Annotated in this window: 20 protein-coding genes; 4 read left to right on the top strand and 16 right to left on the bottom strand. The window is 56.2% G+C overall.

What is annotated here, in order from left to right; genetic code table 11:
* Nucleotides 1-129: 129 nt before the first annotated feature.
* The 6 genes from VFA09_07860 to VFA09_07885 form a co-directional block, all read right to left on the bottom strand.
* Nucleotides 130-2022, bottom strand: a complete 1893-nt coding sequence (locus tag VFA09_07860; protein ID HZU67178.1) for a zf-HC2 domain-containing protein — start codon at nucleotides 2020-2022, stop codon at nucleotides 130-132.
* On the bottom strand, nucleotides 2019-2555 hold the full coding sequence (locus tag VFA09_07865; GenBank protein ID HZU67179.1) for an RNA polymerase sigma factor: 537 nt from the start codon (nucleotides 2553-2555) through the stop codon (nucleotides 2019-2021). Before VFA09_07865 ends, VFA09_07860 begins: the two co-directional genes overlap by 4 nt.
* 288 nt (nucleotides 2556-2843) lie before the next feature.
* Entirely contained in the window at nucleotides 2844-3119 is a 276-nt protein-coding gene (locus VFA09_07870; protein ID HZU67180.1) for a hypothetical protein, read from the bottom strand.
* A 246-nt stretch (nucleotides 3120-3365) separates the two neighbouring features.
* Complete coding sequence (locus tag VFA09_07875; GenBank protein ID HZU67181.1) at nucleotides 3366-3749, bottom strand: hypothetical protein; 384 nt, start codon at nucleotides 3747-3749, stop codon at nucleotides 3366-3368.
* 37 nt (nucleotides 3750-3786) lie between these two features.
* The gene (locus tag VFA09_07880) at nucleotides 3787-4008 is read right to left on the bottom strand and encodes a hypothetical protein (GenBank protein ID HZU67182.1); all 222 of its coding nucleotides are present in this window, start codon (nucleotides 4006-4008) and stop codon (nucleotides 3787-3789) included.
* On the bottom strand, nucleotides 4005-5408 hold the full coding sequence (locus VFA09_07885; GenBank protein HZU67183.1) for a hypothetical protein: 1404 nt from the start codon (nucleotides 5406-5408) through the stop codon (nucleotides 4005-4007). The genes VFA09_07880 and VFA09_07885 overlap by 4 nt, the downstream gene beginning before the upstream one ends.
* Nucleotides 5409-6045: 637 nt before the next feature.
* On the opposite strand from VFA09_07885, the gene VFA09_07890 reads away from it, so the two are divergent.
* Together VFA09_07890 and VFA09_07895 are read left to right on the top strand one after the other, a co-directional pair.
* Entirely contained in the window at nucleotides 6046-7128 is a 1083-nt protein-coding gene (locus tag VFA09_07890; GenBank protein HZU67184.1) for a hypothetical protein, read from the top strand.
* A 477-nt stretch (nucleotides 7129-7605) separates the two neighbouring features.
* Entirely contained in the window at nucleotides 7606-8346 is a 741-nt protein-coding gene (locus tag VFA09_07895; GenBank protein HZU67185.1) for a hypothetical protein, read from the top strand.
* Nucleotides 8347-8680: 334 nt separating this feature from the next.
* On the opposite strand, the gene VFA09_07900 is transcribed toward VFA09_07895, so the two are convergent.
* From VFA09_07900 to VFA09_07945, 10 genes are all read right to left on the bottom strand, one after another.
* A complete protein-coding gene (locus VFA09_07900) occupies nucleotides 8681-8998 on the bottom strand; it encodes a hypothetical protein (GenBank protein HZU67186.1) in 318 nt (105 codons plus the stop codon).
* 12 nt (nucleotides 8999-9010) lie between these two features.
* Entirely contained in the window at nucleotides 9011-9163 is a 153-nt protein-coding gene (locus VFA09_07905; GenBank protein ID HZU67187.1) for a hypothetical protein, read from the bottom strand.
* The gene (locus VFA09_07910) at nucleotides 9148-9792 is read right to left on the bottom strand and encodes an MFS transporter (protein HZU67188.1); all 645 of its coding nucleotides are present in this window, start codon (nucleotides 9790-9792) and stop codon (nucleotides 9148-9150) included. The genes VFA09_07905 and VFA09_07910 overlap by 16 nt, the downstream gene beginning before the upstream one ends.
* Before the next feature lie 134 nt (nucleotides 9793-9926).
* Complete coding sequence (locus tag VFA09_07915; protein HZU67189.1) at nucleotides 9927-10877, bottom strand: phosphotransferase; 951 nt, start codon at nucleotides 10875-10877, stop codon at nucleotides 9927-9929.
* Nucleotides 10878-11328: 451 nt separating this feature from the next.
* The gene (locus VFA09_07920) at nucleotides 11329-12681 is read right to left on the bottom strand and encodes an amylo-alpha-1,6-glucosidase (GenBank protein ID HZU67190.1); all 1353 of its coding nucleotides are present in this window, start codon (nucleotides 12679-12681) and stop codon (nucleotides 11329-11331) included.
* Nucleotides 12682-12690: 9 nt separating this feature from the next.
* Nucleotides 12691-13569: a carbohydrate ABC transporter permease gene (locus VFA09_07925; GenBank protein HZU67191.1), complete on the bottom strand. Its 879-nt coding sequence runs from the start codon at nucleotides 13567-13569 to the stop codon at nucleotides 12691-12693.
* 11 nt (nucleotides 13570-13580) lie between these two features.
* Entirely contained in the window at nucleotides 13581-14564 is a 984-nt protein-coding gene (locus VFA09_07930) for a sugar ABC transporter permease (protein ID HZU67192.1), read from the bottom strand.
* Between the two features lie 235 nt (nucleotides 14565-14799).
* A complete protein-coding gene (locus tag VFA09_07935; GenBank protein HZU67193.1) occupies nucleotides 14800-16170 on the bottom strand; it encodes an ABC transporter substrate-binding protein in 1371 nt (456 codons plus the stop codon).
* A 99-nt stretch (nucleotides 16171-16269) separates the two neighbouring features.
* On the bottom strand, nucleotides 16270-18696 hold the full coding sequence (locus tag VFA09_07940; GenBank protein ID HZU67194.1) for a hypothetical protein: 2427 nt from the start codon (nucleotides 18694-18696) through the stop codon (nucleotides 16270-16272).
* Between the two features lie 183 nt (nucleotides 18697-18879).
* Nucleotides 18880-20376, bottom strand: coding sequence for an AAA family ATPase (locus tag VFA09_07945; protein HZU67195.1), 1497 nt, complete (start codon nucleotides 20374-20376; stop codon nucleotides 18880-18882).
* Nucleotides 20377-20798: 422 nt separating this feature from the next.
* On the opposite strand from VFA09_07945, the gene VFA09_07950 reads away from it, so the two are divergent.
* Both VFA09_07950 and VFA09_07955 read left to right on the top strand, forming a co-directional pair.
* On the top strand, nucleotides 20799-21362 hold the full coding sequence (locus VFA09_07950) for a DoxX family protein (GenBank protein ID HZU67196.1): 564 nt from the start codon (nucleotides 20799-20801) through the stop codon (nucleotides 21360-21362).
* Between the two features lie 161 nt (nucleotides 21363-21523).
* Nucleotides 21524-22195 (top strand): TlpA disulfide reductase family protein, encoded by a 672-nt coding sequence (locus VFA09_07955; GenBank protein ID HZU67197.1) that lies wholly within the window; start codon nucleotides 21524-21526, stop codon nucleotides 22193-22195.
* Nucleotides 22196-22304 lie beyond the last annotated feature (109 nt).

Consider the following 22304-nt stretch of genomic DNA (forward strand, 5'->3'; position numbering starts at 1 on the left):
CGAGGTGGAAATGCTTGCTCACGTATACCCCGCCTTCCGTCTCAGGCCTATGTATTATAACGTATAATCACGCAAATTGTTATCACTTTGGACATGAATTTTTTCCAACTCAGGAAAATTCGTCAATTCTTAAGGAATTTCCGTCCAGATAATAGGGCCACCAGCACCTTCCTTATCCAGTTGCTGTAAAGTATTGTGCTGGGTGTCTACCAGGTAGATGCCAGGCTGCTCATCGCTCAGCGCTACGACGAGCTGGTGCGCTGAGGTGGCAGACCAGATGAAAGCCGAGGCAGACCCGCGTAGTTTCAGGTACCGGGTCTGGTTGCCGGCCTGGAGATTGACGATGCCTATGCTGGTTCCAGTGTTGTAGACCAGCTGCTGGCTATCGGCTGACCAGGCGGGGATAGGATTATTCGCGACCCCCTGGGCGATGAGCGAATCGACGCCTGTCGCGACGTTGACGACATGCAGCACGCCAACGCCCGCGTTCAGGGCGTCCAGGTAGTCGATATGCATGCCATCGGGTGACCATTGAGGGTCGCTGACCTGTTTTCCGGCGGTCAACTGTATCATTCCAGCGCCGGGCGTGATGTCGATGCGCGATAGATCGCCGGGGCTGCCGGCGGCAGAGGTGACGACGAGCCAGCTTCCAACACCGCCGTGACCATCGCGGCTATAGATGGCCTGCGCGAAGTCGCCCGATAACAACAGGGCAGGCTGTGGCGATTCGCCCTCTCCTACTCGTCGCTCCCAGAGGCTGTGTACGTGACCTATGCTGCCTATGCTCCAGGTGATGGTAGGCGCATTGATGTCGGGTGACCAATCCAGCGTGAGTACTGAATCGCCAGCATTGTCCCTGGCGATGGCATTGCCGGTGATGATGAGCAGGCCATGATTCTGTGTGTTGTAGTCAAAGATACTGGTGGCCGCGGAGTTGATTACTTCAAATGCCAGGCGCACACCATCAGGCGACCAGGTGGGATGTACAGCGCTTCCTTTTACAGGAAGTGATACCATCTGGACGGTTCCGGTTTGCGTGGAATAGATATAGAGATTTGTCTGACCGCTACCGCTGGGATCGGCGACAAATGCCAGCATGCTGTTGTCCGCGGACCATGCCAGGCTGTTCAGGATGTTCATGCCGGTAGTGGTATCCCACATCGATGCAGGCGATACACCGGCTTTGAATAATGGTAGCGGAATGACCGTGTCCTGTTGCCCATCGCTGCGTATGATATGGACGCGGGCCTGTTGCAGATCAATATAGGCGAGCATATCCCCGGCAGAGCGACCGGGCAAGGGGGGACTGACGGCCCATCCTGTTGCGACGGCCACGTTAGCGGGTGTCAGGCGGTCAATCTGTGTGCTGCTGCTATCGGCAAGCGCGCTCCACAACGTTCCATTGCGCAGGAAAACGAAACGCATGCCGGCCGAGAGCGGTACTCCTGGCTGCTGGAACGCAGCCGGCGGAGTAATGGCGCCATTACCGGCTGTAGATGGATGCTGGGACCAGAGATTGTAGCCGAGGAAGCCACCAATGCCGATGACGATGAACAGGATTGCGGCGACAGCAACGGCCAGCAAGCGCCATGTTACTGGCTTGCGAGGGCGGCGTCCGGTCAGGTTACCTCTTGTGGGGGAGCGCCTGACTGCCGCATTGGGCGTGGTACTGCGCCCGCCGGGAAGAGCTACTAGATGCGGGCGACCGGCGGCATTACGGCGGGAACGGCTTGCCGGAAGGTTGGGAACGGTCCAATCTTCTTCAGGTGAGCTGCTCCGAGCATCGAAAGTACCGGTAAGTTCGAGATATTCCGGGGAGGAGAAGATGCGCTGGCGCAAGGCCGGATCAGGGCTGACACGTGGTAGATGTCTGAGCAAGGTGTCATTGCGACGAAAGTCGGCAAGGATAGCGTTACAGTGCGCGCAATGCCGCAAATGTGCAGCGACCTCGTGGCGTTCTTCCGTGGCGAGCTGGTTGTCAAGGTAAGCACTCAGCAGTTCCTCGACTTGCTCGCAGTTCATTTTGTGCCTCCTCCATGTTCCAACGCTTTGTAGTGTTCCCTAAAAGACTGTCTTGCTCTAGAAAGATACATTTTGACACCGCTCTCGGCAATATTCAAGGCCCTGGCGATCTCGCTATAGGAAAAGCCTTCCTGGGTGTACAGCAGAAGTGCGGCCCGGTATTGCTGAGGCATGCGGCGAAGTGCCGCGCGTACTAATTCGGTTGTACCATAGATTTCTTGTGGGTCTGCGCTCTCTACATCCGCCGGTTCGTGATCAAGGTCTTGCCATGGCAACCAGGCAATCAATTTACGACGACGCAGCGCGTCATAAGCCGTATTCGTCGCAATGCGATACAACCAGGCTGAGAGCTTCAGGTTCGCATCCATTTTTGGCAGAGCCCGGAATGCCTTGAGAAAGGTATCCTGGGTCAGATCATCTGCTTGTTCGCGGTCCCCAACCAGGTGATACACATAGTTATAAATAGGTATCTTATATTCGTCGTAAATCTGGTCAAAGGACCAGGAATTCTCCTTGGTTTCCACCCTGGCCATGCGCTACAGTCCCTTCGATGGCTAGTGCTAATAACTTGTCCGTTCCATGCAAGCAATAGCAATGCATCTACAGATCCGCGCATAGTCGCTATGCGAGTTCCGGTGGTTGCGGAAAGGCTTCGGCCCTTCTGTGTAGTGGAACGGACAATCGACGCTTTCAGTAACATTAAAATGTTGTTAAATGAGAACGGTTTTTTCGCGTGATTTATTGTTTACCATGGTAGCATATTTGCCGGATTCTGCGAAATCAGTAGCCCGACAGTTAGTACTATTTGGGGGGATGGAGGGCTATTCGTCGTCCATGCTGTGCAGGAGCGCGTCCAGCAGGGCTTGCTCGCCAGCCGTCGGACTGGCCTGCGCGTAGTCCTGCCGCAATTGTAGCAGGCGCAGCATGAGCGTGAAATGGCGACAGGCGGCCTGTTCGCGCTCGCCGGGCTTCATGTCTTCGGGGTTATTGTTGCTGAGCAGGGCGGTGATGCGCCCCTCAAGCACATTCAGCCACTGGTTAACACGCCGCAGGGCATCTTGCTGGCATTCCTGTTCGTTCTGGGGGATGGTGGACATTGTTCGCGGTTCTCCTTGTGTGAATGATGATCTGGTAATGGACGAAAGAGTCGAAAATGTGGCCAGGGTCGATCACGAGTTTTACCGGGCAAGATCGGCAATCTGAGCGACCCTGACCATGTCATGCTGAGCGCAGCGAAGAATCTGCGTCCAGGCCCACCGAGATTCTTCGCCGTTCGCTCCACTCGGGGCTTCGGCTCCTGCGCTCAGCATGACATGCGGCGGATTGTTTGCCGGTTTGAACTATCATCGCAGGCGGCGCAGCAGGACGCGCAGGTGACTGCCGCCAGGGATCATGCCGGCGGGCAGTACCTCGATGATTTCATATTTGGGCGCGGCAGCGACGGCCGATTGTGAGGGCGTCGGAGTATCGGCGACATAGACTGCCCCGGTGAAACTGATGCTTAGCGGCGCGACCATTTCCATATCGGCATTGTGCTGCGGCTGCTGGCCGCTGGCATCGTAGATTTGCGGATCAATAATCTGCTCGGGGCGCATGATGACCTGGATGGCGCTGTAGGTATAGCTGCCACCTGCCAGGTAGACTACGACGACGGTGCGCTGCCGTCCGGTCCAGGATTTGGGTACGACATTCAAAATGTGCTGCGATTTACGCGCATCGAGCGGCATTGATCAACTCCTTTCGCCATTTCTGAACTTGACGTAACTAAAAGGATGGTTGTTCCACGCCTGTTGAAGGATGTGGACTGCTATGCACGGGAAGGTGAGTCAGTTGCCGGTGAGAGGAATGTTGCCGGGCATGATTGTGCCCATGATGCCGGGGATGGCTTATGTCCGAGGACAGCGTGAGGGTAGAGGAATCAAGCGTTGGAGCGGAGGAATGGCCTTTCGCTGCTGATCTGCTCTGGGTTTTAGGGATATAGGTCATGCTGAAGGTTCCTTCTGAATACGCGCGCGCTCTTCGCTGATGTCGACTTCTTCGCCGGCGAACTGGAAGATCAGGCGCATGGCCGTTTCGTCGCTGACCCAGCCCTGTGCTTTGGCCTCGGTGAGAGCGGCGACGAGCATCTGTGTAGCGTAGGCCAGCGTCTGGTGATCGGCGACATCGATCTCCGGGAAGATAATGTCGTAGTGTGTATCGATCTGCTGTGCCAGCACGCCGGCCTTGCGCGCTTCCAGCAGCACACGGTCGAGGATCGTGCGCAACATGGCGCGCATGACATACTGGCGGCGCTGGAACTTGAGGAATGTTGGCAGGCCCATTTCAGCAGCTGTGGCGCGGTTGCCATAATCGCCATCGCTCAGGTAGTGCTCTGGAAGCTGCGCGCCAACTGCTATCATTAACTTTATGGCCCGACCGTCAGCGGAGGCGTCGTTGGCGCTGATCTCCGGCTTGACCGCCGACCATTGCTCCGCCTCGTTGTGAATAATGACACTGCCCGGTTCTGGCGGGTAGGCATATTCGGCCTTCTTGCGTTCGATGGCCTTGCGGTCCGCGCCGGATAGGCGCACATCCCACAGGAAGGCGCCCTTGTACTTGTTGATACGCACCCTATCGGTGAGCCAGTCCTTGTAGCGTCGCAGCCAGGGCAGCAGTGTGGCCAGGTCGCTTTTGCCGCGTTTGGCATTGGAGACCTTGTTGATGCAGAACTGCACGACCTCTTCGCCGGCCTTGAACCACTCGCCCTCGAAGCTGCGCGCATCCTGCGGTGTTACCGGTGCCGGGTCGCCGGGCATGGCCGCGCTCGGACCGATTGGACGGCGATGGAAACGCAGCGGCGTCTCAATATCGTTGGGGTCGGTCTCGATCTCATCGATGATAGAGGGATCGATCTGGCGAATCTTGACGCGCCCATCATACGGGTTCACAAAGAAACGGATGAATTGCTCGCCATACAACGACAATTCCGTGCAGAGGGCATAGACGCGCGTATCCATGTGATTATCGGGATCGTTCCAGAAATCCATCAAGACCTGTTGCACCTCGGGCCGGCTTGCCGCGACGGTAACGCCCTTTCCCAGCACGAAACTGGTGGTGATCTCAACGATGGCGAAGGCCAGGGGATTGGCGTTATAAGCCTCGTAACAGGAGTTATGCAGTTCCAGGTAAGTCGAGGGAATTACGTCCTTCTGGTACCAGTTGTCGCTTAATCTCCGCCAATACCGGTCTTCTTCGACACCGGTCGCGTATCGCCCCCAGTACCAGTCTTCCTGCGTTGGCGAGGAGGCAACATATGTAGGGTTAATCTGTTCCTGGATGTGCATGCTTGAGGCTGGTTCACTTGCGTTAGAGGGTTTGAGCCAGCGCAAGAAAGGGGGTAGCGCCATGATGGGTAGCTCCTGGTGGGTATTAACAAATTCCGAACAGCACGTGTTCTAATGAATTCTGATTCCCAGATTGGGGAATCCTGATGAATTTTGACTACCGAATCGGGCAATGGGAAGCCACCTCGCTCCGTGCTGTAGGGACAGCGGCTGGTCCCTGTCCGCGTCTTCGATGTACAACCGTGCTGTAGGGACAGCGGCTGGTCCCTGTCTGCCTCAGGGAACCGGGACAGGGACCAGCCGCTGTCCCTACAGGATTCCCGATTCGGCTGGAAAAGTTCATCAAGGGTGGGAACGCTGGTGATGGAAGAGATGTAACTCTTGTGATTGCCCGTTACCGTGCCGGGGTTCATTACTGAGATGAATGACGAAGCTTGCTCGTCTTCATGAGCAAGTATACATGAAAGCAAGCAAGCTGTCAAGACTTGTAGCTTCTTTAAAATTTCCCGCCTGCCGAACAGGGCTATTGAAAAGTCGAGAGAACGAGCTTGATTTTGTCGGAGCGCCTTCTAAAGTTGACCTCACTGACTCGACTTTTAAATAGCCCTGCCTGCCGAAAGAGGCTGGTTGATTTTCCATACAAACTCATGTATGATTGCAAGCAGAAGCGAATCTTTTCCCTGATGATACCATCTCGCGTATGAGTAGGAAACGAGCAAGCTATTGCGGCCTGGCTCGCGCTTTTCGTCCAGCTGTATTATTTATAGAGATCATGAAAAGGTTTATCACGCATCGCTTTCGCTGGCTTTTCCTCGCTTGCTCGCTCATTCTCCTCTCTCCACTGCTGCACGCGAGCCCAGTTGCTGCCTCCACGCCGCTCAAGTGTAAGGGCTGGCATGTGGTGCCAAGTCCCAGTCCCGGTGTGGCCGGCAATTATCTCTACGGGGTCACTGCCATCTCCAGCACTGCTGCCTGGGCGGTAGGCGAGTACGGGCCAGCAGGCGGTGGTTCATCGACGTTGACGGAACACTGGGATGGCTCGCAGTGGAATCTCGTCCCCAGTCCCAATCCCGGCACAAATGGCAATTATCTCTATGGAGTCGCGGCCATCTCCAGCACGGATGTCTGGACGGTGGGCGTCAGGGATGCAGTCACCTTAATTGAACATTGGGACGGCACACAATGGAGCGTAATTCCCAGTCCCAATCCCAGTTCGAATGTCGATTATCTCTATAGTATCTCAGCGGTCTCCAGTAATGACGTCTGGGCGGTGGGTTATTCTTCGCCTCCTAGCGGAGGGACCTATATCTTAATTGAACACTGGGATGGCTCCCAGTGGAGTGTCGTCGCTAGTCCTAGTCCTGGCCCCTATGTCAATTATCTCTACGGGGTCGCGGCTGCTTCCAACACCGACGTCTGGGCGGTCGGAGGCTACTCACCGCGTAAAGGTGGGGCAGCCACCCTCATTGAACACTGGAATGGCTCCCAGTGGACGAAGGTGAAAAGCCCCAATCCTGGCAGCTTTGCTAATCTTTTGTACGCTGTCTCTGCACTCCCGAACGGCAATGTTTGGACGGTTGGGTACTACTTTCCCAACCCCTCGACCGTCTTGAACTTGACCGAACACTGGACTGGTGGTCATTGGAAGGCGGTGAAGAGTCCCAATCCGGGACCTGATAACCTGAGAGGAGTAGCGCTGGTACCTGGAACTAGTCGGGCCTGGGCAGTAGGCTACTATAGTAATGGCACCGATGAGCAAACACTTATTGAGGCCTACTGCTAGTTTGCTTCGCTGCCCAGCGAAAAGTCTAGTCGTTGTAGCCTATGCCCTGGTATGTTTTCCTTTTCTGCAAATACCCTCTTGAGTCATTTCTGTGTGCGCATAACTTTTCTCTTTTTTGCTCATGCAAAAGGTTAACTTTCACGATAATCGCTGGTATACTGGCAATTGTAGAGATAACTATGCGCGTCGAGTCTCTCGCTTGGTTTGAGGAATCATGGGTCAGGCCTCTCCTTTCCCTCGCGTGTCCTGCTGGCTCTCTCCTCACGCTCGTCATCATAGAGGGGGAATTATATATGAAAACGAAATGTTGCTTTGCTCTTGTCCTTGGTCTAGTGAGCGTATTGAGTGCTGTCCTCATCTTTCCTCAAGTGTTGGGAACTAAAAGTATTCCTCTCGCTCGTGGCAAGCCATTTGCCCCGAACACCTATGGATCCCCGGTGACCTATTATGGAGGTCCAGTGATGCCAGGGGTGGTCAATGTGTACCCCCATCTACTGGTTCCCCAATGATAATGGAGCTAACGACCAGTACATCAGCCATATCAATCAGTATTATCAGGATGTGGGTCCCAATTGCCTCTATCAACTGGTAGCCAGTGAATATGCCGGCGACAATGGTAGCATCCATTCAGCTGTGCTGGCTAACTGGTGGGAAGATACTCAGACCCCTTACCCGTGTCAGAACTGCTCACTGAGCAAATCGGAGATTGTCGCTGAGGTCAAGCTCGCCATCGCCACCAATGGCTGGCCAACAAGTGGCTACAGCAACTATTTTCCGGTCTACACGCTGCTGGGTGAGCAGGTAGCCGATCCCAGCGACGATGGCACCTGTGGCTATCAATCCTTTTGGGGACCACTCGATAGTCCAACCATCTATGCCCATATCGTCTTTCCTTCCGCTGGCGATTCCCTCAGTGGCTGTCCGATACATGTGCCAACGGCTCCCAGCGGGAATATCTACATCGATAGCAGCATCGATGTCTCGGCCCATGAGCAACTGGAGGCGGTTACGGATCCGGTTCTCAGAAGTGTCGGCTGGTATGGGAACGGTGAGATCGGCGATATCTGTTCCAAAGATTTTGGGGGCTCCTATCCCTTTCTCTATGATAATGGACTGGCCAACCAGGCCTGGACGAATCAAGCCGGGCATATCGATTATTACATCATCCAGACTATCGCCAGCAGGACACCGGCAGGCTGCCTGTTGGGTCCCTCGTGAGCAACCCCGTGCCTTGCTCAAGAAACCCGAAAGTGACGAAGCAACGAACGTACCGTGTTGGGGGAACCTGCTCTTCTGGTTTTCAGAACTGCCCAGGCAACTCCAACCCCAACTGCTATTGCGTGACCGATATTAACGGCAGGGCCGAATGCGCATGTAACCAGACCTGTGACGGCTTAGAATTCTGCGGCTCTGATGCGGCCTGCGGCAGGGGTAGTATTTGTGTCATCCTGATCCCTTGTACCGGGTGTGATAGCTCTAGTGGCATGTGCATGTACAAGTGTACGGGCAAGAACAAGAATTGCTCAGGAGGTGGGCAAGGCATGAGAGCTATTTAATCCACCTTCCGAATAGCCGGGTGCAGCAGCCCCAGCGCAATAACGATTGCGCTGATGGCCCCGCCGAACACAAAGACCGGCGATGCCCCCAATCGATCTGCTGCAATACCCGCCAGTCCATAGCCGATGGGGGCTAGCGCCGTGGAGACCAGCATATCGATACTGGCAACACGCCCCAACCTGCCAGCGGGAACGAACTCTTGCAATGTATTTATCCATGCCAGCCCAAATGAAGTGTATGACGCGCCCTGGATCAGGAACGCCAGGCTTATTATGCTCGCGGGAAGCGGTAAGCCTGCGACCAGCAGCATCAAGCTGGCAAGAATCTATGCTCCATAGATAAATGGCCCGCGTCTCCGCAGTCGCTTGAAATGTCCGAGCCAGAGCGCCGTGCTGATGGAACCGAGCGCGGACAGCGAGGTGAGAAGCGCGTAGAGGTTTACCTGTGTCCCGAATCGCTCTTTCACCAGCAGGGGCAATACTGCCTCATCGGGCCGCTGAGAAAAATCGTGCTGACACAGGCGGCCGCAATAGTGACCCACAGCCAGGGAGATTGCAACACTGTACCTATCCCCGCCCGCAGGTCATGGAGTGGGCTTGTTCTTTCTTTTGAGCTGGAATTGCGGCGTGCCGGCTTGCCAGGCAGGGCCAACAGGCATGCCGCCGAAATGACGAAGGAAGCCCCATCCAGCGCGAATGCGAGCGGAGTTCCACCCAGCGCGATAATTGCCGCGCCGATGCCCGGCCCGAACACTTGTGCCACTTGCAGGCTGATCCTGCGCAGCGAGTTGGCGCTGAGCAGGTGTTCAGTTGGTACCAGGTCGGGAATGGCAGCAGTAGAGGCCGGGTAGAAAAAAGCGCCTACAAGGCCAAAAAAGGCGCTCATGGTGCAGAGTTGCCAAAGTTCGAGCCGCTGCGTGAAGGCCAGCAATGCGATGATGCCGACCGCTACTCCTCGTGAAAGGTCGGAGGCGAGCATCAGACGGATGCGGGGAAAACGGTCCACGGCAACGCCACCAACCAGGAGCAGCAGGAGCATGGGGTCGTAGAGCAGATCAGGACGATGCCCATAGCCGTCGCCGAGCCGGTTTTTTCGAGTACCCACCATGCTAGAGCAATCGTATAGAGGCTATCGCCCAGGCGCGAGATGGTCTACCCCCACCACAGCAGTGCAAAGGAACGCTGGGAAAGTGCGCGAAATACGGTCATTGTCGCTACGGTTTCCTTTCGTATCGAATGTCGTTATAAAGCAGGCAATGACAATTCGTGCAAGCCAAACTTCCAGTACAACAGGTTCGTCTCGATCATCTCCTGGCCGGGATGATAGTGATCCCAGGTGAGCATCGACCATATGGGCTGCGTCAGGCCCACGTATTTGAGGGCGGATTCAAGATGTGCCAGTTCATAGGCTGAGAACGGGCGCACGCTGGTATAGCTCTCAAAGAGGGCGCGGTACAGTCTGGGATCGAAGAGCGCCCAGTAATAAGACCCGGCAGGCGAATCGACGAAACAGAAGCCCAGCATCGTCATCGCAAAATCCATCAATGCCGCGCTGACGCCAATTTCCTGCCAATCGACAAACGCGACCAGTTTGTCCCCATCGAACAGGCAATTGGTTGTATCCAGGTCGCCATGCACGATGCTCTGCGGGAAGGTCGCGGGTCGAAAATCGTCTAGGGAGTGAAAGACTGCCAGTGTTTCACGCAGCCTACCGGCGCTATATTTCTGGACAGCCGCCTCTATAGACTCGGGCAGGTAGCGCGCAGCGAGCCAGTGACGTTTCTCCGGCAGGCCATCGCATGGGATGAGATGGAGTCGTGCAAGGTGCAGGCCAACCTCGCGGTTAACAGCATCTGAAAGTTCGGGCATTGCGCCCTGCAGCCTGTGCATAACCACTGCTTCGCAGTCCGGGCTAGAATAGCACATCGAGCCGTCCGGCGCCTGAAGGTAATAGGCGGTCGCCTCGAAATGATATGCCTGCAGGCGCTGTAAGAAAGGCAGGCCACGCAGTATATCCTCAAGCGTCGTATTGACGATGATCTTGAAGAGGTAGTCGCCCTCTGTCGTGTTGACGATGTAGTTCTCGTTGGTGCCGGGAGCGCGCTCAAATGACTGAATCTGGCCCAGGCCAAAATGGTTCGCGATGGCCGCCAGTTTTTCGTCCAAAGTGCGTCCGGCGTGTGAAGAAGGCATAAGAATGTTCCCTTTCTGCAATGGGAGTGCGAACGCGGGAGGCGAACCAGAGGCAAGCAACTATGCGTAGATGACAGCGGGCAGCCTGCGCGCTCGCCTCACGGTCTATCGATCTAACAATTCAGCTATGTAGTTAGGAGAATCAAAAAGCCGCGGGCGAAGCTGAACAATCGCCCGCGGCCACTATGCTGTTTCCCCTTGCGTTTTAAGAAGCTCTACAATCGAAAAAGGGCATAGTAAACCCCTGGGCGACTGTACAGGTAGTGCAATGCCCACAGCAGCGGGTGCGAAAGCCGCGTTTGCGCATGAATCTCACCACAAAGCTGCCCATATTATGCGAATAATCCTTTACCGTAAATGTCTACGAACCCGGTAGCGCTTCTACTGGCTCTTGTTGAAGATTACCTGAGTTTGAGCAAGATGTCAAGCGGACCCGGTCACTTGCTACACGTTACAGGTGCAGCGAGACGAGGTAGAGCGTAGCTGCGGCCGTCCATGCCTGGATGCTGCTGGCGTAGTAGTAGTCTACCAGCACATAAGGCTGGGCGATGCGCGGGGAGCGTATCCAGGTCGAAGGAAGAACCACGTAGAGTTCGACGGGCTCGTTGATGGTGTGCATGGCCTGCAGGATGGTGTGAGCGATATGGCGTGCTTCATCCTGCAAGCCATAGCGCATCATGCCTGCCGCGATGACGGCGTTGTCGAACGGCCAGACGGCGCCACAGTGATATTTGGAGGGGTTGTAGTAGTAGGCGGTTTCGGAAAGCGTGCGGATGCCCCAGGGCGTGAGCAGGTCGGGCTGCAAGAGGCGCCGGCAGACCTGCTGCGCCTGCTGTGTTTCGAGTACTTCGCTCCAGAGCAGGTGGCCGGGATTGGATGAAACAACCTCGACCTGTTTTTTGTTGCCGTCGAGGATCATGGCCGGGAACCCCTCGCCGGCCATCCAGAATTGGGAGATGCCCTGGCGCAGTCCGGTGATACGCTGCTGAACTTGCTGGCGCAGCTCGGAATCGCTATGTCCCAGTGTTTCGGCCAGTTCAATATAACTGGCATAGGCGGCGAGGGCATATCCCTGCATCTCTATCCAGGCGAATGGGTGAAGCAGCGTTTCGCCTGCGCGCGGCTGAATCGATTCGCTGCTATCCTTCCAGACCTGGTTATCGAGGCCTATTCCTTCGGGATTGCGCCGGAGGTATTCGACGAGGCCATCGTTGTCGAGGTCAGACCATGCTAAGGCCCAGAGCAAGGCGGCGTGAATATATGGCCAGAGTTCTTCGAGCAATTGGCGATCATGGAAGTAGGTGAAGACCCGCGCGGCCGTGATGAGAAAGAGGAAGGTGGCATCGAAGGCGCCGTAATAGCGGCCGTCGATGACGGGCCAGCGAGCGACAAGCATACGATGCGGGACGGGGTTCCAGTACTCGTGAATGATGCGGCCTGGCTGCTCTTCGTTGGTGTCATTGATGGCGCGCCCCTGCAGGCTGGCGAGGCCGCGCAGTACGTCGCGAGCGAGGCTATGCAGCCAGTCATCGTAGGATGGGAAAGGCACGATAGATGAGACGGGGAGATGGTTTTCCCCCAGGGCGCGCAGTCGCTGACCGGCCTCGAGCGCCAGCAAGACGGTCCAGAGAGAGTCACGGCCAAAGATGGCATGGAAGAAACCATTCTGGCCGCTTGCCATGACGCCCAGCGAGGTGCGCAAAGAGTGCAACGCGCCGAGCGATTTCTCCCACAGGATCGCCAGCACGGCGCTGCTGAGGTCAATCTCGCCATGCGACTGTGTATCGATTTTAAAGCTATCCACTACTGATACTTATCCTTTTACGCCAGAAGAGACGGCTCCTTCAATGAAGTAACGTTGGAAGATGAAGAACAAGACCAGGATGGGAATGGTGTTGAACATCGAAGCGGCCAGTAGCAGCGCGTACTGGGTGAAGTGTTCGGATTTGAAGAAGAACAATCCCAGTGGAAGCGTGTACATGTCCTGCGTGCCTAATGCGACCAGGGGCCACTGGAAGTCGTTCCAGGCGCCCTGGAAGGTGATAATAGCCACGGCAGTGAGGGCCGGCCTGACCTGAGGGAGAATAATCTGGAAAAAGGTACGGAAGCGAGACGCGCCGTCGATAAAGGCGGATTCTTCCAGCTCTTTTGGCAACCCTTTCATGAATTGCACCATGATGAAGACCGAGAACGGCTGTGCCATTGCCGGAAGGATCAGCGCGAAATAGGTGTTGGTCAGGTGCAGGCTATTGACTACCAGGAACTTGGGTATGAGGTAGATCGCCGAAGGGATCATCATGACGCCCAACGTTAGCAGGAAAATGAAGTTCTTGCCGGGGAAACGCATTCGACCCAATGCATAGCCTGCCATTGCGGAGAAGACGACATTGAGTACCATGGCACCAACGGCGTAAATGAAGGCATTTAGCATCCAGCGCAAGAACAGCGGGTTGCTGAGAATTGTCACGTAGTTGGAAATGATAAAAGGATTGGGCAGGAGCGTGGGCGGAAAGGCCAGCACATCGTGTTCAGTTTTGAATGAAGAGATGATCGTCAGGATCAGCGGCCCAATCGAGGTGATAGTGAAAATTATCAGGAAGATGAGCACAATCAGTTGCCACCAGCGTATGGTGGGACGTTCTCTCTGTATTGTTTGCACGGCTTCGATTGGACGTGCCTGTATTTGTGCCATGGTTAGCCTCCTTATCGTGAAGCGTCAATATCAATGAAGCGGCGCTGTATGATGGTGACGATGAAAATGACGATGAAGAGAATGACGGACATTGCCGCGGCGAGGCCAAAGCGACCATCGGCGAAGCCAGCGTTGTAGATTTCCAGCATGGGAGTGAGGGTGGAATTGAGCGGCTGGCCGTTGGTCATGAACTTGGCCTGGTCAAACATCTGGAAGGCGCCGATGGTTCCCAGCGCCACTACGAGGAAGATGGTTGGGCGCAGCAGTGGCACGGTGATGTACCAGAAGGTCTGGAAGCGGTTGGCGCCGTCAACTTCGGATGCCTCGATCAACTCCCGTGGCAAATCCTGCAATGCTGCCAGGAAATAAATCATGAATGAAGCGGCTGTCGTCCAGATGTTGAGGAGCATCAACGCGGGCAATGCCCAGAACACATTGTTCAACCAGTCTGGCCCGTTGATGTGAACCAGCGAGAGGATATAGTTGATGATCCCGTCAGGATTATACAGCCAGAGGAAGATCAGCGCAGTGGCAACCGAGGAAGTCACGGCCGGCACGTAGAAGATGGTGCGAAAGATGCCACGCCCGCGTACAATGGCCTGTAAGACCAGCGCCATTGCGAGAGCGAGGATGGTTTGCCCGATCACAACAAAAAAGGTGAACTTCACGATGTTGATCATGGAAGTCCAGAAGTCGCTCAGGCCAACATTGGAAAGCTGATTGAAGATAAAGGTGTAATTTCTCAGTCCAATGAAGACGGGGCCGGTGAAGCCGAGGTCAACGCGGAAGAAGCTTAACCCCAGCCCAAATATTGAAACAAAGACGAGAAAGACCGCCAGTACGAGCAAGTATGGCAGGAGGAAGAGGTAAGCGGCAATGGCTTCGGCGCGGTCGCGATTTGACCGGCTCCCTCCACCCTGCGAGAGCCGGTGGCCCTTTTCTTTAGTAAGTGCAGGAGCTGTGGACATAGATTGTCCTACCGGTTGAGTAGCCATAAATGTTCTCCTTCGATCTACATTGGTTCAGTAAGGGCGGGAGCAGGGTGGTGGGGAGCTTGCTCCGCCGCGGGGTGGGGAGGGGCCAACCTCGGATATCCTCAAGGCCTGCTCTCCCGTTTCCCCAGGAGAACGGAGCAAGCTCCCCTGTCACCTAGCCGCCACAGCCCGCGCCCCTACTGGTACACGCCATTTCAAGAATCGACCCGTTCATGCCACGGGTTGCTACAGGGCGTCATGGGGCCTGTAGCTGGCTGTTGACCTTGGTAGCAGCGTCGTTGAGGGCCGATTGTGCGTCCTGCTTGCCGAGCAGGACGGCATCGATGGCGTTACTGACATCCGTATGGATGGTGGCGTCCTGTGGGCCATAGTAGTCGGCGTAGCTATATGGCGCTGCGTCAAAGAGTACCTTGAAGCCCGGGTTGGTGGTGAAGTAGGGCGCGTTGGCCAGGCTCTTGAGGGTCGGCAGGGCGAAGCCCGCGTTCAACTGGCTCTCCTGTACGGTTGAGCCAGTCATGTACTTAATCAGTTCCCAGGCTGCCTCAGGATGCTTGGTGCCGGAATAGGCTGACCAGGCATTGGTGAAAGTTAGATTGGCACGCTTACCGGTAGGAGCAACCGGCAGGGGAGCGATGCCGTACTGGACGTTTGGATAGGTTGAGGACAGGAAGGGGAGCATCCAGCCGCCCTCGATTACCATTGCCGCACGCTGCTTACCAAAGGCTTCACCGTTCCACCCCGCGCCCACCGTTGTTGGCAGCGCGCCGGTGTTGTTCTTGAAGAAGCTGTCATAGTAGTTCAGCGCATTGACACCTTGCTGATTGTTGAAGGTAGCCTGCGTGCCGTCTTTGTTGAGGACGGAGCCGCCATCCGCGAACAGGAAGGCGCCCCAGCGGGACAGGTCGGCGGAAAGGACGATGCCGTAGACCGAGTTGGGGGAGCCAGGATTTTTGGTCAGCTTCTGGGCGTCATTCTGCAAATCGGTCCAGGTCCAGTTGGCGCTGGGGGCAGATAAGCCAGCTGCCTGGAACATCTGCTTGTTGTAGAAGACACCCAGGCTGTTCCAGTCTTTTGGCAAGCCATATACTTGCCCACTGGTGCAGACAAACGGGTTGATCAAGGCGGAGTAGTAGTCGCTGGCCTTCACGCCGTCGCGCGCCATGTAGGGTGAGAGGTTGAGCAGTTTGCCGCCGCTAATGTACTCACTGGCCATGGCCGGCTGCAGGTAGAAGACGTCGGGAACGGTGTTGCTGGCGATGTTGGCGCGCATCTTGGTGGGATAATCACCGGTGATGGGCGCCCAGGTGATGTGAATGTTGGGGTGCAGCTTTTCGAAGTTGTTCAGGTTTTGCTGCACCAGCGCGTCCTCTGCTGGCGTCGAGGTCCAACCGGAGACGGTCAGCGAGATATTGCCGCTTTCAGGCGCGGCAGCTGTCGTGTTCGTACTGCTGGGGCAGGAGTTGTAGGGGTTACCACCCGCAAGCCCCTGCTGGCTCACTCCGTTGTTGCCACTTCCACCGCTGCTGCCGTTGTTGTTACCGCAGGCGGCCAGGATCAAGGTAAAGATAACAAAGATAGGTACGAGCGTTGTAATGAGTCGTTTCATAACAAGCCTCCTGAAGGTGACTTTTGAGAAGCCACGCTTTGTGCTGCCTGGTAGGGCGAGCGACGGCACTCAGGAAGATGAGTGAAGCGACTCACAACACTACCAGGCTACAAGGAATTCATACCGGTGGTATCCTCTGATGGGAGAGGCTGCTACCACCTGCCATGCCGGTTGATCATGCTCCTTTGTACGATCATCTACGATGTATCTATGATACTGAATGGCGTCCCCGTTCAAGGAGACACAACGAGGCTCCCTTGAATCAGGATACGTAATACCGAGTGTTACCTGATACAGCGGGTCCCCGGTTTCCAGAATGAGGCGCGTTTCCGCTCCGGTTTCTTCCACTTGAAGATGCATGCTGGTTGACCCGACACGCACATTGCTGAGGCGCACATGCTTCCAGCTGGCGGGAAGATGCGGAACGAAGCGCACAGAACGCGAAGCGGCGTCAGGCCGGAATCCAAGAAAGTAATGAACCACGGGCCAGATAATGCCGACGCTTGACCAGGCCTGGATAAAACACCCGCCATCCGGCGAAACCTCGCTCATCGCGCCTGGCATGGCATAGGGCAGTGTGGCCGCTATTTTGCGGCAGAGCATCAAAGCCTGCTCTACGCGTCCGTAGCGTGCCTCAGCTGCCACCATCAAGCCGCTGGGCAGGGTCATGGTGACGCGATGCCGGTCTGGATTGAGGTAGATGCCCCAGGGTCCCATGAACTCGTCCGACTCCAGGCGAGCAAAAGCGCGTTCCGCCTGTTTATAGGTTGCCAGTCCCGTCTCCATGGGAGTCAGGGCGATCATATGCTTCAGCAACCAGGGACGTTCTTGCTCCAGCGCTTCCTGGTCAAGAGGATGCTGCTGGGCAAAGCGTTCGAGCATGCTATCGCTGTACTCCAATTCGACCAGGTCGCCCGGCCACAAGGGTTTTTCTGCACGCAAAAGCTGGTGCGAGGTGGCGAGCGCTTGCGCGGAGGTGAAGATATCACCGTACATGCCCTCGCCGGGCATCCACCACACGCTATTGACATGCGCGCGTAGTTGCTGCGCCTTTTGCCGCAGTTCGGGAACGAGGGCCTCATCGCCGGCAGCTTGAGCGAGTTCTGCCAGGCAGAGCAGCGCCTCGTAGGTGTAGGCAGCGATATCCAGCGTTTTGAATCCCTCGCCATATTGCAGCTCGCGCGATTCAACCAGGCCCTTGCCGGTCGCGCACAGGTTGCCGTCCAGGTCGCGCTTCCCTAGCACAAGGTCGAGCAGGCCGCGTTTGCAGAAGGCATAGTGTTCTTGCAAGAACTCGCGGTCGCCCGTCCACATGAACGCGTGATAGCAGGCGCGGACGAAGAGCAGCACTTCAACCAGGTGTCCGCTATCATGCACGTGTCCCTGCGTCAGAATTTCATGAACGACTCCGCCATCCTTGTTAATGGCCTGGCTATAACGGGCAAGGTTGCGCAGCGAGGTTAGCGCCAGCTCGAACTGGCCGCTCGCGACAAGCGGAAGGGTCGTATAGGTTGTATCCTTGCCGAACCACCACGGGAAGTCTGGCAACCCGGCGGCCATTCCCTGCCCGATACCGGGAACCTTGCGTTCCAGCATCTGCAACGTGACTTTGGCCCAACCAAAGGCCGTGTCGATTAACTCATCGTCGCTCGCCAGCGCGCAGCGTTCAATGATCTCCTGGTAGACTTGCCTCTGTCGTTCGATCAGTTCGCGAGAGTGAGCGCAGAGACGCTGGTAGGTCGCGAGAGCTGCATCAGCGGAGCGCGTTGAGCCTGCTATGATGCACATCACCTCCTTTGTCGATTCAGGCGGCAGTTCCACCTGGTAGCGCAAGTACCCGCTGATGCCCTGGCCGCCGGTCTGCCTGGTCGCCCACAGGTCGTTTCCGATGGTGACGGCGAACGGTCGCCGCTGCGATCCAAAGAGTACAAAAGCCGGATTGACAGTATTGTAGGCCGCGATACATGCCTGTTTATCAAGGTAGGCTGCCTCATCGCGTCCATCGCGCCAGGGCAGGCGGTTCTCGCCCAACCAGGCTGTCCGCAGGTCGGTGCGGGCTAGAAAATGCAACACGAGAGCCAGCTTTTTCCGGTGCTGATTCCGCAGCACCAGCTGGATCAGCATGCCTTCTTCATCATCCACGCCGTATTCGTGGCGGGCCACTTCGAGCTTCGGTAACTGGTAGGTGATCTCTACCTCGCCGGGCGTCATACGCCAGTGGCTGGCCTGAGTCAACCAGTGAATCTTCTCACCGGCGCCTGCCAGCTTGCCGGTTCCAAAAGAGATGCCGAGCCAGAAGCCATCCAGCAATTTGATGGGATGATCCCAGACGCCGGCCATCTCACCAGGCTGTCTCCAGCCGATATCAGGAAACTCGCCATTTTGCGTGGCGATGCTATAGACACGGTTGCCTGCCGTAACAAAAGGCTGGTCGAGGTTTGCAGTATGTTCAAGTGACCAGGGCCAGCGTTGAACTCGCACGTCTTCGAGCGTCAAGCGTTGTTGTTCGATAGGGGGAACCACCATAAAGCCCTCCATAACAGAAGTGACATACGCTCGCCGGTGTACTCCTCCGGGAAATGCTGTAGGATAGAGTGCGGATTGATCCAGCACGTCGCCTTGTAGGAAGTGTAACGAGCAAGCGTCACAATAACGTTACAGACAGGTTACATCGTGGTTGCAAAAAAGGAAAGAAAGCCACATTTCGCCTTATTGTAGCGAAGGAGAGAGGACGAGTTCGGCGAGTGCATTCTGGCGAAACGCGCTCTGGCGTAAAGGCGTCAATCGTTTCTCCGCGCGCCCGGTGCGGGCCGTTCCCAGGATGTAGACACTGCCGCGTTTGGTATGGCGAACGAGGTGGCCGACCAGGGCCAGGGTCGCTTTGTCTGCCCAGTGGAGATCATCGAGTTGCAGCAGCACAGGGCGTTGCGGTTGAGCGAGTTGGTCGAAGAGCGCGACAATCGCGTCGGCGAAGATGAGTGGCTCGATGGGGCCTCGCTCCTGCCACGTCACTTCGCATGGAAAGAGGTCTGGGAGAAAGCGGGCAAGCGCGGCGAACCAGATTCCGGGCAGGTTCACCCGGTGAATATCCTGCTCTTTCAGGCCGCCTCGTAGGGCCTCGATGATGGCATGATAAGGAAGTTTGCGCTCGACCTGCTGGCAGGCTCCCCATAACACCAGCCAGTCGGCAGGCAAACGCTTGCGTAGTTCGTTCAGAAGGGCTGTCTTCCCGCTGCCCGCCTCACCGAAGAGCAATAATAAAGGCGCGTCTAGCGTGGAACCGGCCAGCCGTTGCTGGAGCCACGCCAGTTCGTGGATGCGCCCAACCAGAAGCGACGGCGAGGCCTCGATTGGCTCCAGCGCCGGTCGAACGGGAAGAAAGGTTGGCGGGCCTTGTATCGCTGGAGATAAAGTTGAAGAGAGAGGCGATGGGGAAGATGAGATTCGCGAGGGCGTTGAGGTGGCAGGCCACTTACTGCTATGCACGATTTGCTCGTAGAGAGCCCGCGTGGTAGCAGAGGGTTTTACCGAAAGCTCCTGCGCCAGCACTGTGCGGAGTCGCTCGTATTGACGTAGGGCCTCGGTTCTATCACCCATCGTCCAGTAAAGGCGCATCAGGCAGGCATGCGCCTCTTCTGCCAGCGGGTCGGCATCCAGCAGCAGGTGAAGACACGTAATGGCCTGCTCGTACTGCTGGTCGGCCTCATTTAGCTCCGCCAGCTGGCGCAGGGCCGACAGGTAGCGATGGCGAAAGTGGTCCCGTGTGCTGCGCACCCAGGCATCGAAGCTGGTAGAATCCTTCAGGAAAAATCCGTCAAGAAAATCGCCGCGATAGAGTTGTATCGCCTGGTTCAGATTGCGTGACGTGGCCGCTGTATCTTTTTCGAAGATTTCGGTATCGAGCCAGATGGGGGCGAGGGGATTGAAGGTCAGCAGGTCACCATCGCCGGTGATCCATTCGACAGAAGCGTCGAAGCTGCGTAGTTGAGCGCGCACCTCGGCCAGCGCGGTCTTGAAAGCGTGGCGCGCGCTCTCCTCATCCATCTCGCCGCACAGCAGGGCCAGTAGACGCTCCCGTGGCTGGGGCGTATGCGTTGAGACCATGTAGTAGAGCAGGGCACGCGAGCGCCTGCGCGGTATGCGGATCAGTCGTTCATTGTAAGATATCTCTGGTGGCCCCAGGAGCCGGAAAATAAGCTGTTGCATACCTTTCCTTCCCAGCCAGACCTGTAGGGACAGCGCCTTGTGCCTATCCTCTTATATCCCCAAGTATATATCAAGCCCGTTGAATGCTCCAAGCTCAACAAACAAACGCTTTAATACTATGTATAGCTCTGATACCGATTTTCATGGCTTGCCACTGAAAGCCAGTTCGGACGTATCATTCTGAGCGCAGCGAAGAATCTGAAGCAAGCCCCTGATCGATCTGGTTCTTACAGATTCCTCGCTGCGCTCAGAATGACAAGCGAGGAGGTATTTTCAGAGCAAGCTATTGGAATAAAAGTTACTTACTTTTATGTTTCACCGTTAATAAAGAACATTTCTGCAAGGTGTGTGACGCCCATAAAGGAAAGGGGGGAGCCACACGAAGCCTGCATCAAATACTTTTCAGGAAAGGGGTTATGTGTATGGGTATCTCGCTTTCTCTCGGTCTCCTTCTTCTCCGGCTGGTCGCCGGATTGACGATTGCCGCGCATGGGGCGCAAAAACTTTTTGGCTGGTTCGGCGGTCCGGGTTTAGCCGGAACCATGAAAATGCAAGAAAGAATGGGCTTGAAGCCGTATGTGCTGTGGGCCAGTTTCGTTATCCTCGGCGAACTTGGCGGCGGCCTCTCCTTAGCGCTCGGCTTCCTGACACCTCTGGGAGCTGCAGGTATATTTGGCGCCATGTCCATGGCGATTGCCAAAAGCCACTGGAAGAACGGTTTCTGGAATAGCAAGCGGGGCATTGAGTTTCCGCTACAGTTGCTCGCAGCTGCCATGGCTCTTGGCCTGACCGGTCCGGGCAGCTATTCTCTAGATGCCCTCTTCGGCATCTCCCTCCCGGCGCCATTGCTCTTTCTCATTCTGGCTCTGGTGGCGCTCCTCGTAGACATCGTTGGCCTCGCCATAGGCCGCGCGGCCGCTCCTGCTGCCGCTCCTGCCTCGCCGCCCGCGACCACACAGAGTGAACCTCGACCTGGCGCACCATAAGCGACTCTGTAGATGCTCATCACATGGTACTTCGTTCAACATGCTACGATGTGATGAGCATCTATCAGGAGAAAAAGCGCCAGCATGTCACCGGCTGATTCCTCTTGCACGCACTCAACCATGGCCTTATACTATATATGGTCTGGAAGGAGTTTTTTTGTATGTCCCGGCAGTTATCGAAAACAAAAGAGCAGGCAAAACAGGAGCAGCAACTGGCGCGTACCCAGCGGCAAGAATTGAAAGCCGAACTGGCAGAACACTACGCAGAGCGTCCGCGCGCCCCTCGAAACCGGCGCAGGACTATCACATTTGTCGTCCTCGGCATCATCGCAGTCCTGGCCGGCATCTTTGCTTTTCTCGTCTTATTGCCATCGCCAACGCAACAGCCAACGGGCGGCGTACCCGTGGGTACTGCTGCGCCCGGGTTTGTCTTGCCAATTTATGGTGGTTCAGGCAGCGGATCTATAGACCTGCGTGCCCTGCGCGGCCATCCCGTCGTCATCAACTTCTGGTCCGAATCCTGCACACCCTGTCGCAGCGAAATGCCGTTTCTCGAACACACCTACACGCAGCTGCACGGCGCCTTCGTTTTGCTCGGCGTCGATCAGGCCGATCCAAAGGATGACATCGCCTCTTTTGGCAAGACGTTTCAGATCACCTATCCACTCCTGTTCGATCCAGGAGATAAAACCAATATTGCATACGGTGTCACTGCCATTCCCACAACCTATTTCATTGACAGCAATGGCATCGTGCGCTCCGTCTTCGTAGAGCAGCTCACAACAAAAACCTTGCAGCAGGGCCTGGCCTCGATAGGCGTACATGTTGCGTAGGGGCCGATTGATCGCGCCCAGCGCCGATTGATCGGCCCGCATCCCTTGCCACGTAGGGGCCGATTGATCGCGCCCACCGCCGATTGATCGGCCCCACGAGATTGCTGAA

Source organism: Ktedonobacteraceae bacterium, assembly GCA_035653615.1.
Lineage (GTDB): Bacteria > Chloroflexota > Ktedonobacteria > Ktedonobacterales > Ktedonobacteraceae > DASRBN01.

Bases quoted from the DNA above. Each gene is read 5' to 3' on its own strand.
- VFA09_07940 (HZU67194.1), bottom strand. From the start codon at position 18,696: ATGGTGGTTCCCCCTATCGAACAACAACGCTTGACGCTCGAAGACGTG.
- VFA09_07880 (HZU67182.1), bottom strand. From the start codon at position 4,008: ATGACCTATATCCCTAAAACCCAGAGCAGATCAGCAGCGAAAGGCCAT.
- VFA09_07935 (HZU67193.1), bottom strand. From the start codon at position 16,170: ATGAAACGACTCATTACAACGCTCGTACCTATCTTTGTTATCTTTACC.
- VFA09_07890 (HZU67184.1), top strand. From the start codon at position 6,046: ATGAGTAGGAAACGAGCAAGCTATTGCGGCCTGGCTCGCGCTTTTCGT.
- VFA09_07910 (HZU67188.1), bottom strand. From the start codon at position 9,792: ATGGTGGGTACTCGAAAAAACCGGCTCGGCGACGGCTATGGGCATCGT.
- VFA09_07945 (HZU67195.1), bottom strand. From the start codon at position 20,376: ATGCAACAGCTTATTTTCCGGCTCCTGGGGCCACCAGAGATATCTTAC.
- VFA09_07955 (HZU67197.1), top strand. From the start codon at position 21,524: ATGTCCCGGCAGTTATCGAAAACAAAAGAGCAGGCAAAACAGGAGCAG.
- VFA09_07950 (HZU67196.1), top strand. From the start codon at position 20,799: ATGGGTATCTCGCTTTCTCTCGGTCTCCTTCTTCTCCGGCTGGTCGCC.
- VFA09_07870 (HZU67180.1), bottom strand. From the start codon at position 3,119: ATGTCCACCATCCCCCAGAACGAACAGGAATGCCAGCAAGATGCCCTG.
- VFA09_07925 (HZU67191.1), bottom strand. From the start codon at position 13,569: ATGGCACAAATACAGGCACGTCCAATCGAAGCCGTGCAAACAATACAG.
- VFA09_07865 (HZU67179.1), bottom strand. From the start codon at position 2,555: ATGGCCAGGGTGGAAACCAAGGAGAATTCCTGGTCCTTTGACCAGATT.
- VFA09_07915 (HZU67189.1), bottom strand. From the start codon at position 10,877: ATGCCTTCTTCACACGCCGGACGCACTTTGGACGAAAAACTGGCGGCC.
- VFA09_07885 (HZU67183.1), bottom strand. From the start codon at position 5,408: ATGGCGCTACCCCCTTTCTTGCGCTGGCTCAAACCCTCTAACGCAAGT.
- VFA09_07930 (HZU67192.1), bottom strand. From the start codon at position 14,564: ATGGCTACTCAACCGGTAGGACAATCTATGTCCACAGCTCCTGCACTT.
- VFA09_07875 (HZU67181.1), bottom strand. From the start codon at position 3,749: ATGCCGCTCGATGCGCGTAAATCGCAGCACATTTTGAATGTCGTACCC.
- VFA09_07860 (HZU67178.1), bottom strand. From the start codon at position 2,022: ATGAACTGCGAGCAAGTCGAGGAACTGCTGAGTGCTTACCTTGACAAC.
- VFA09_07895 (HZU67185.1), top strand. From the start codon at position 7,606: ATGTGTACCCCCATCTACTGGTTCCCCAATGATAATGGAGCTAACGAC.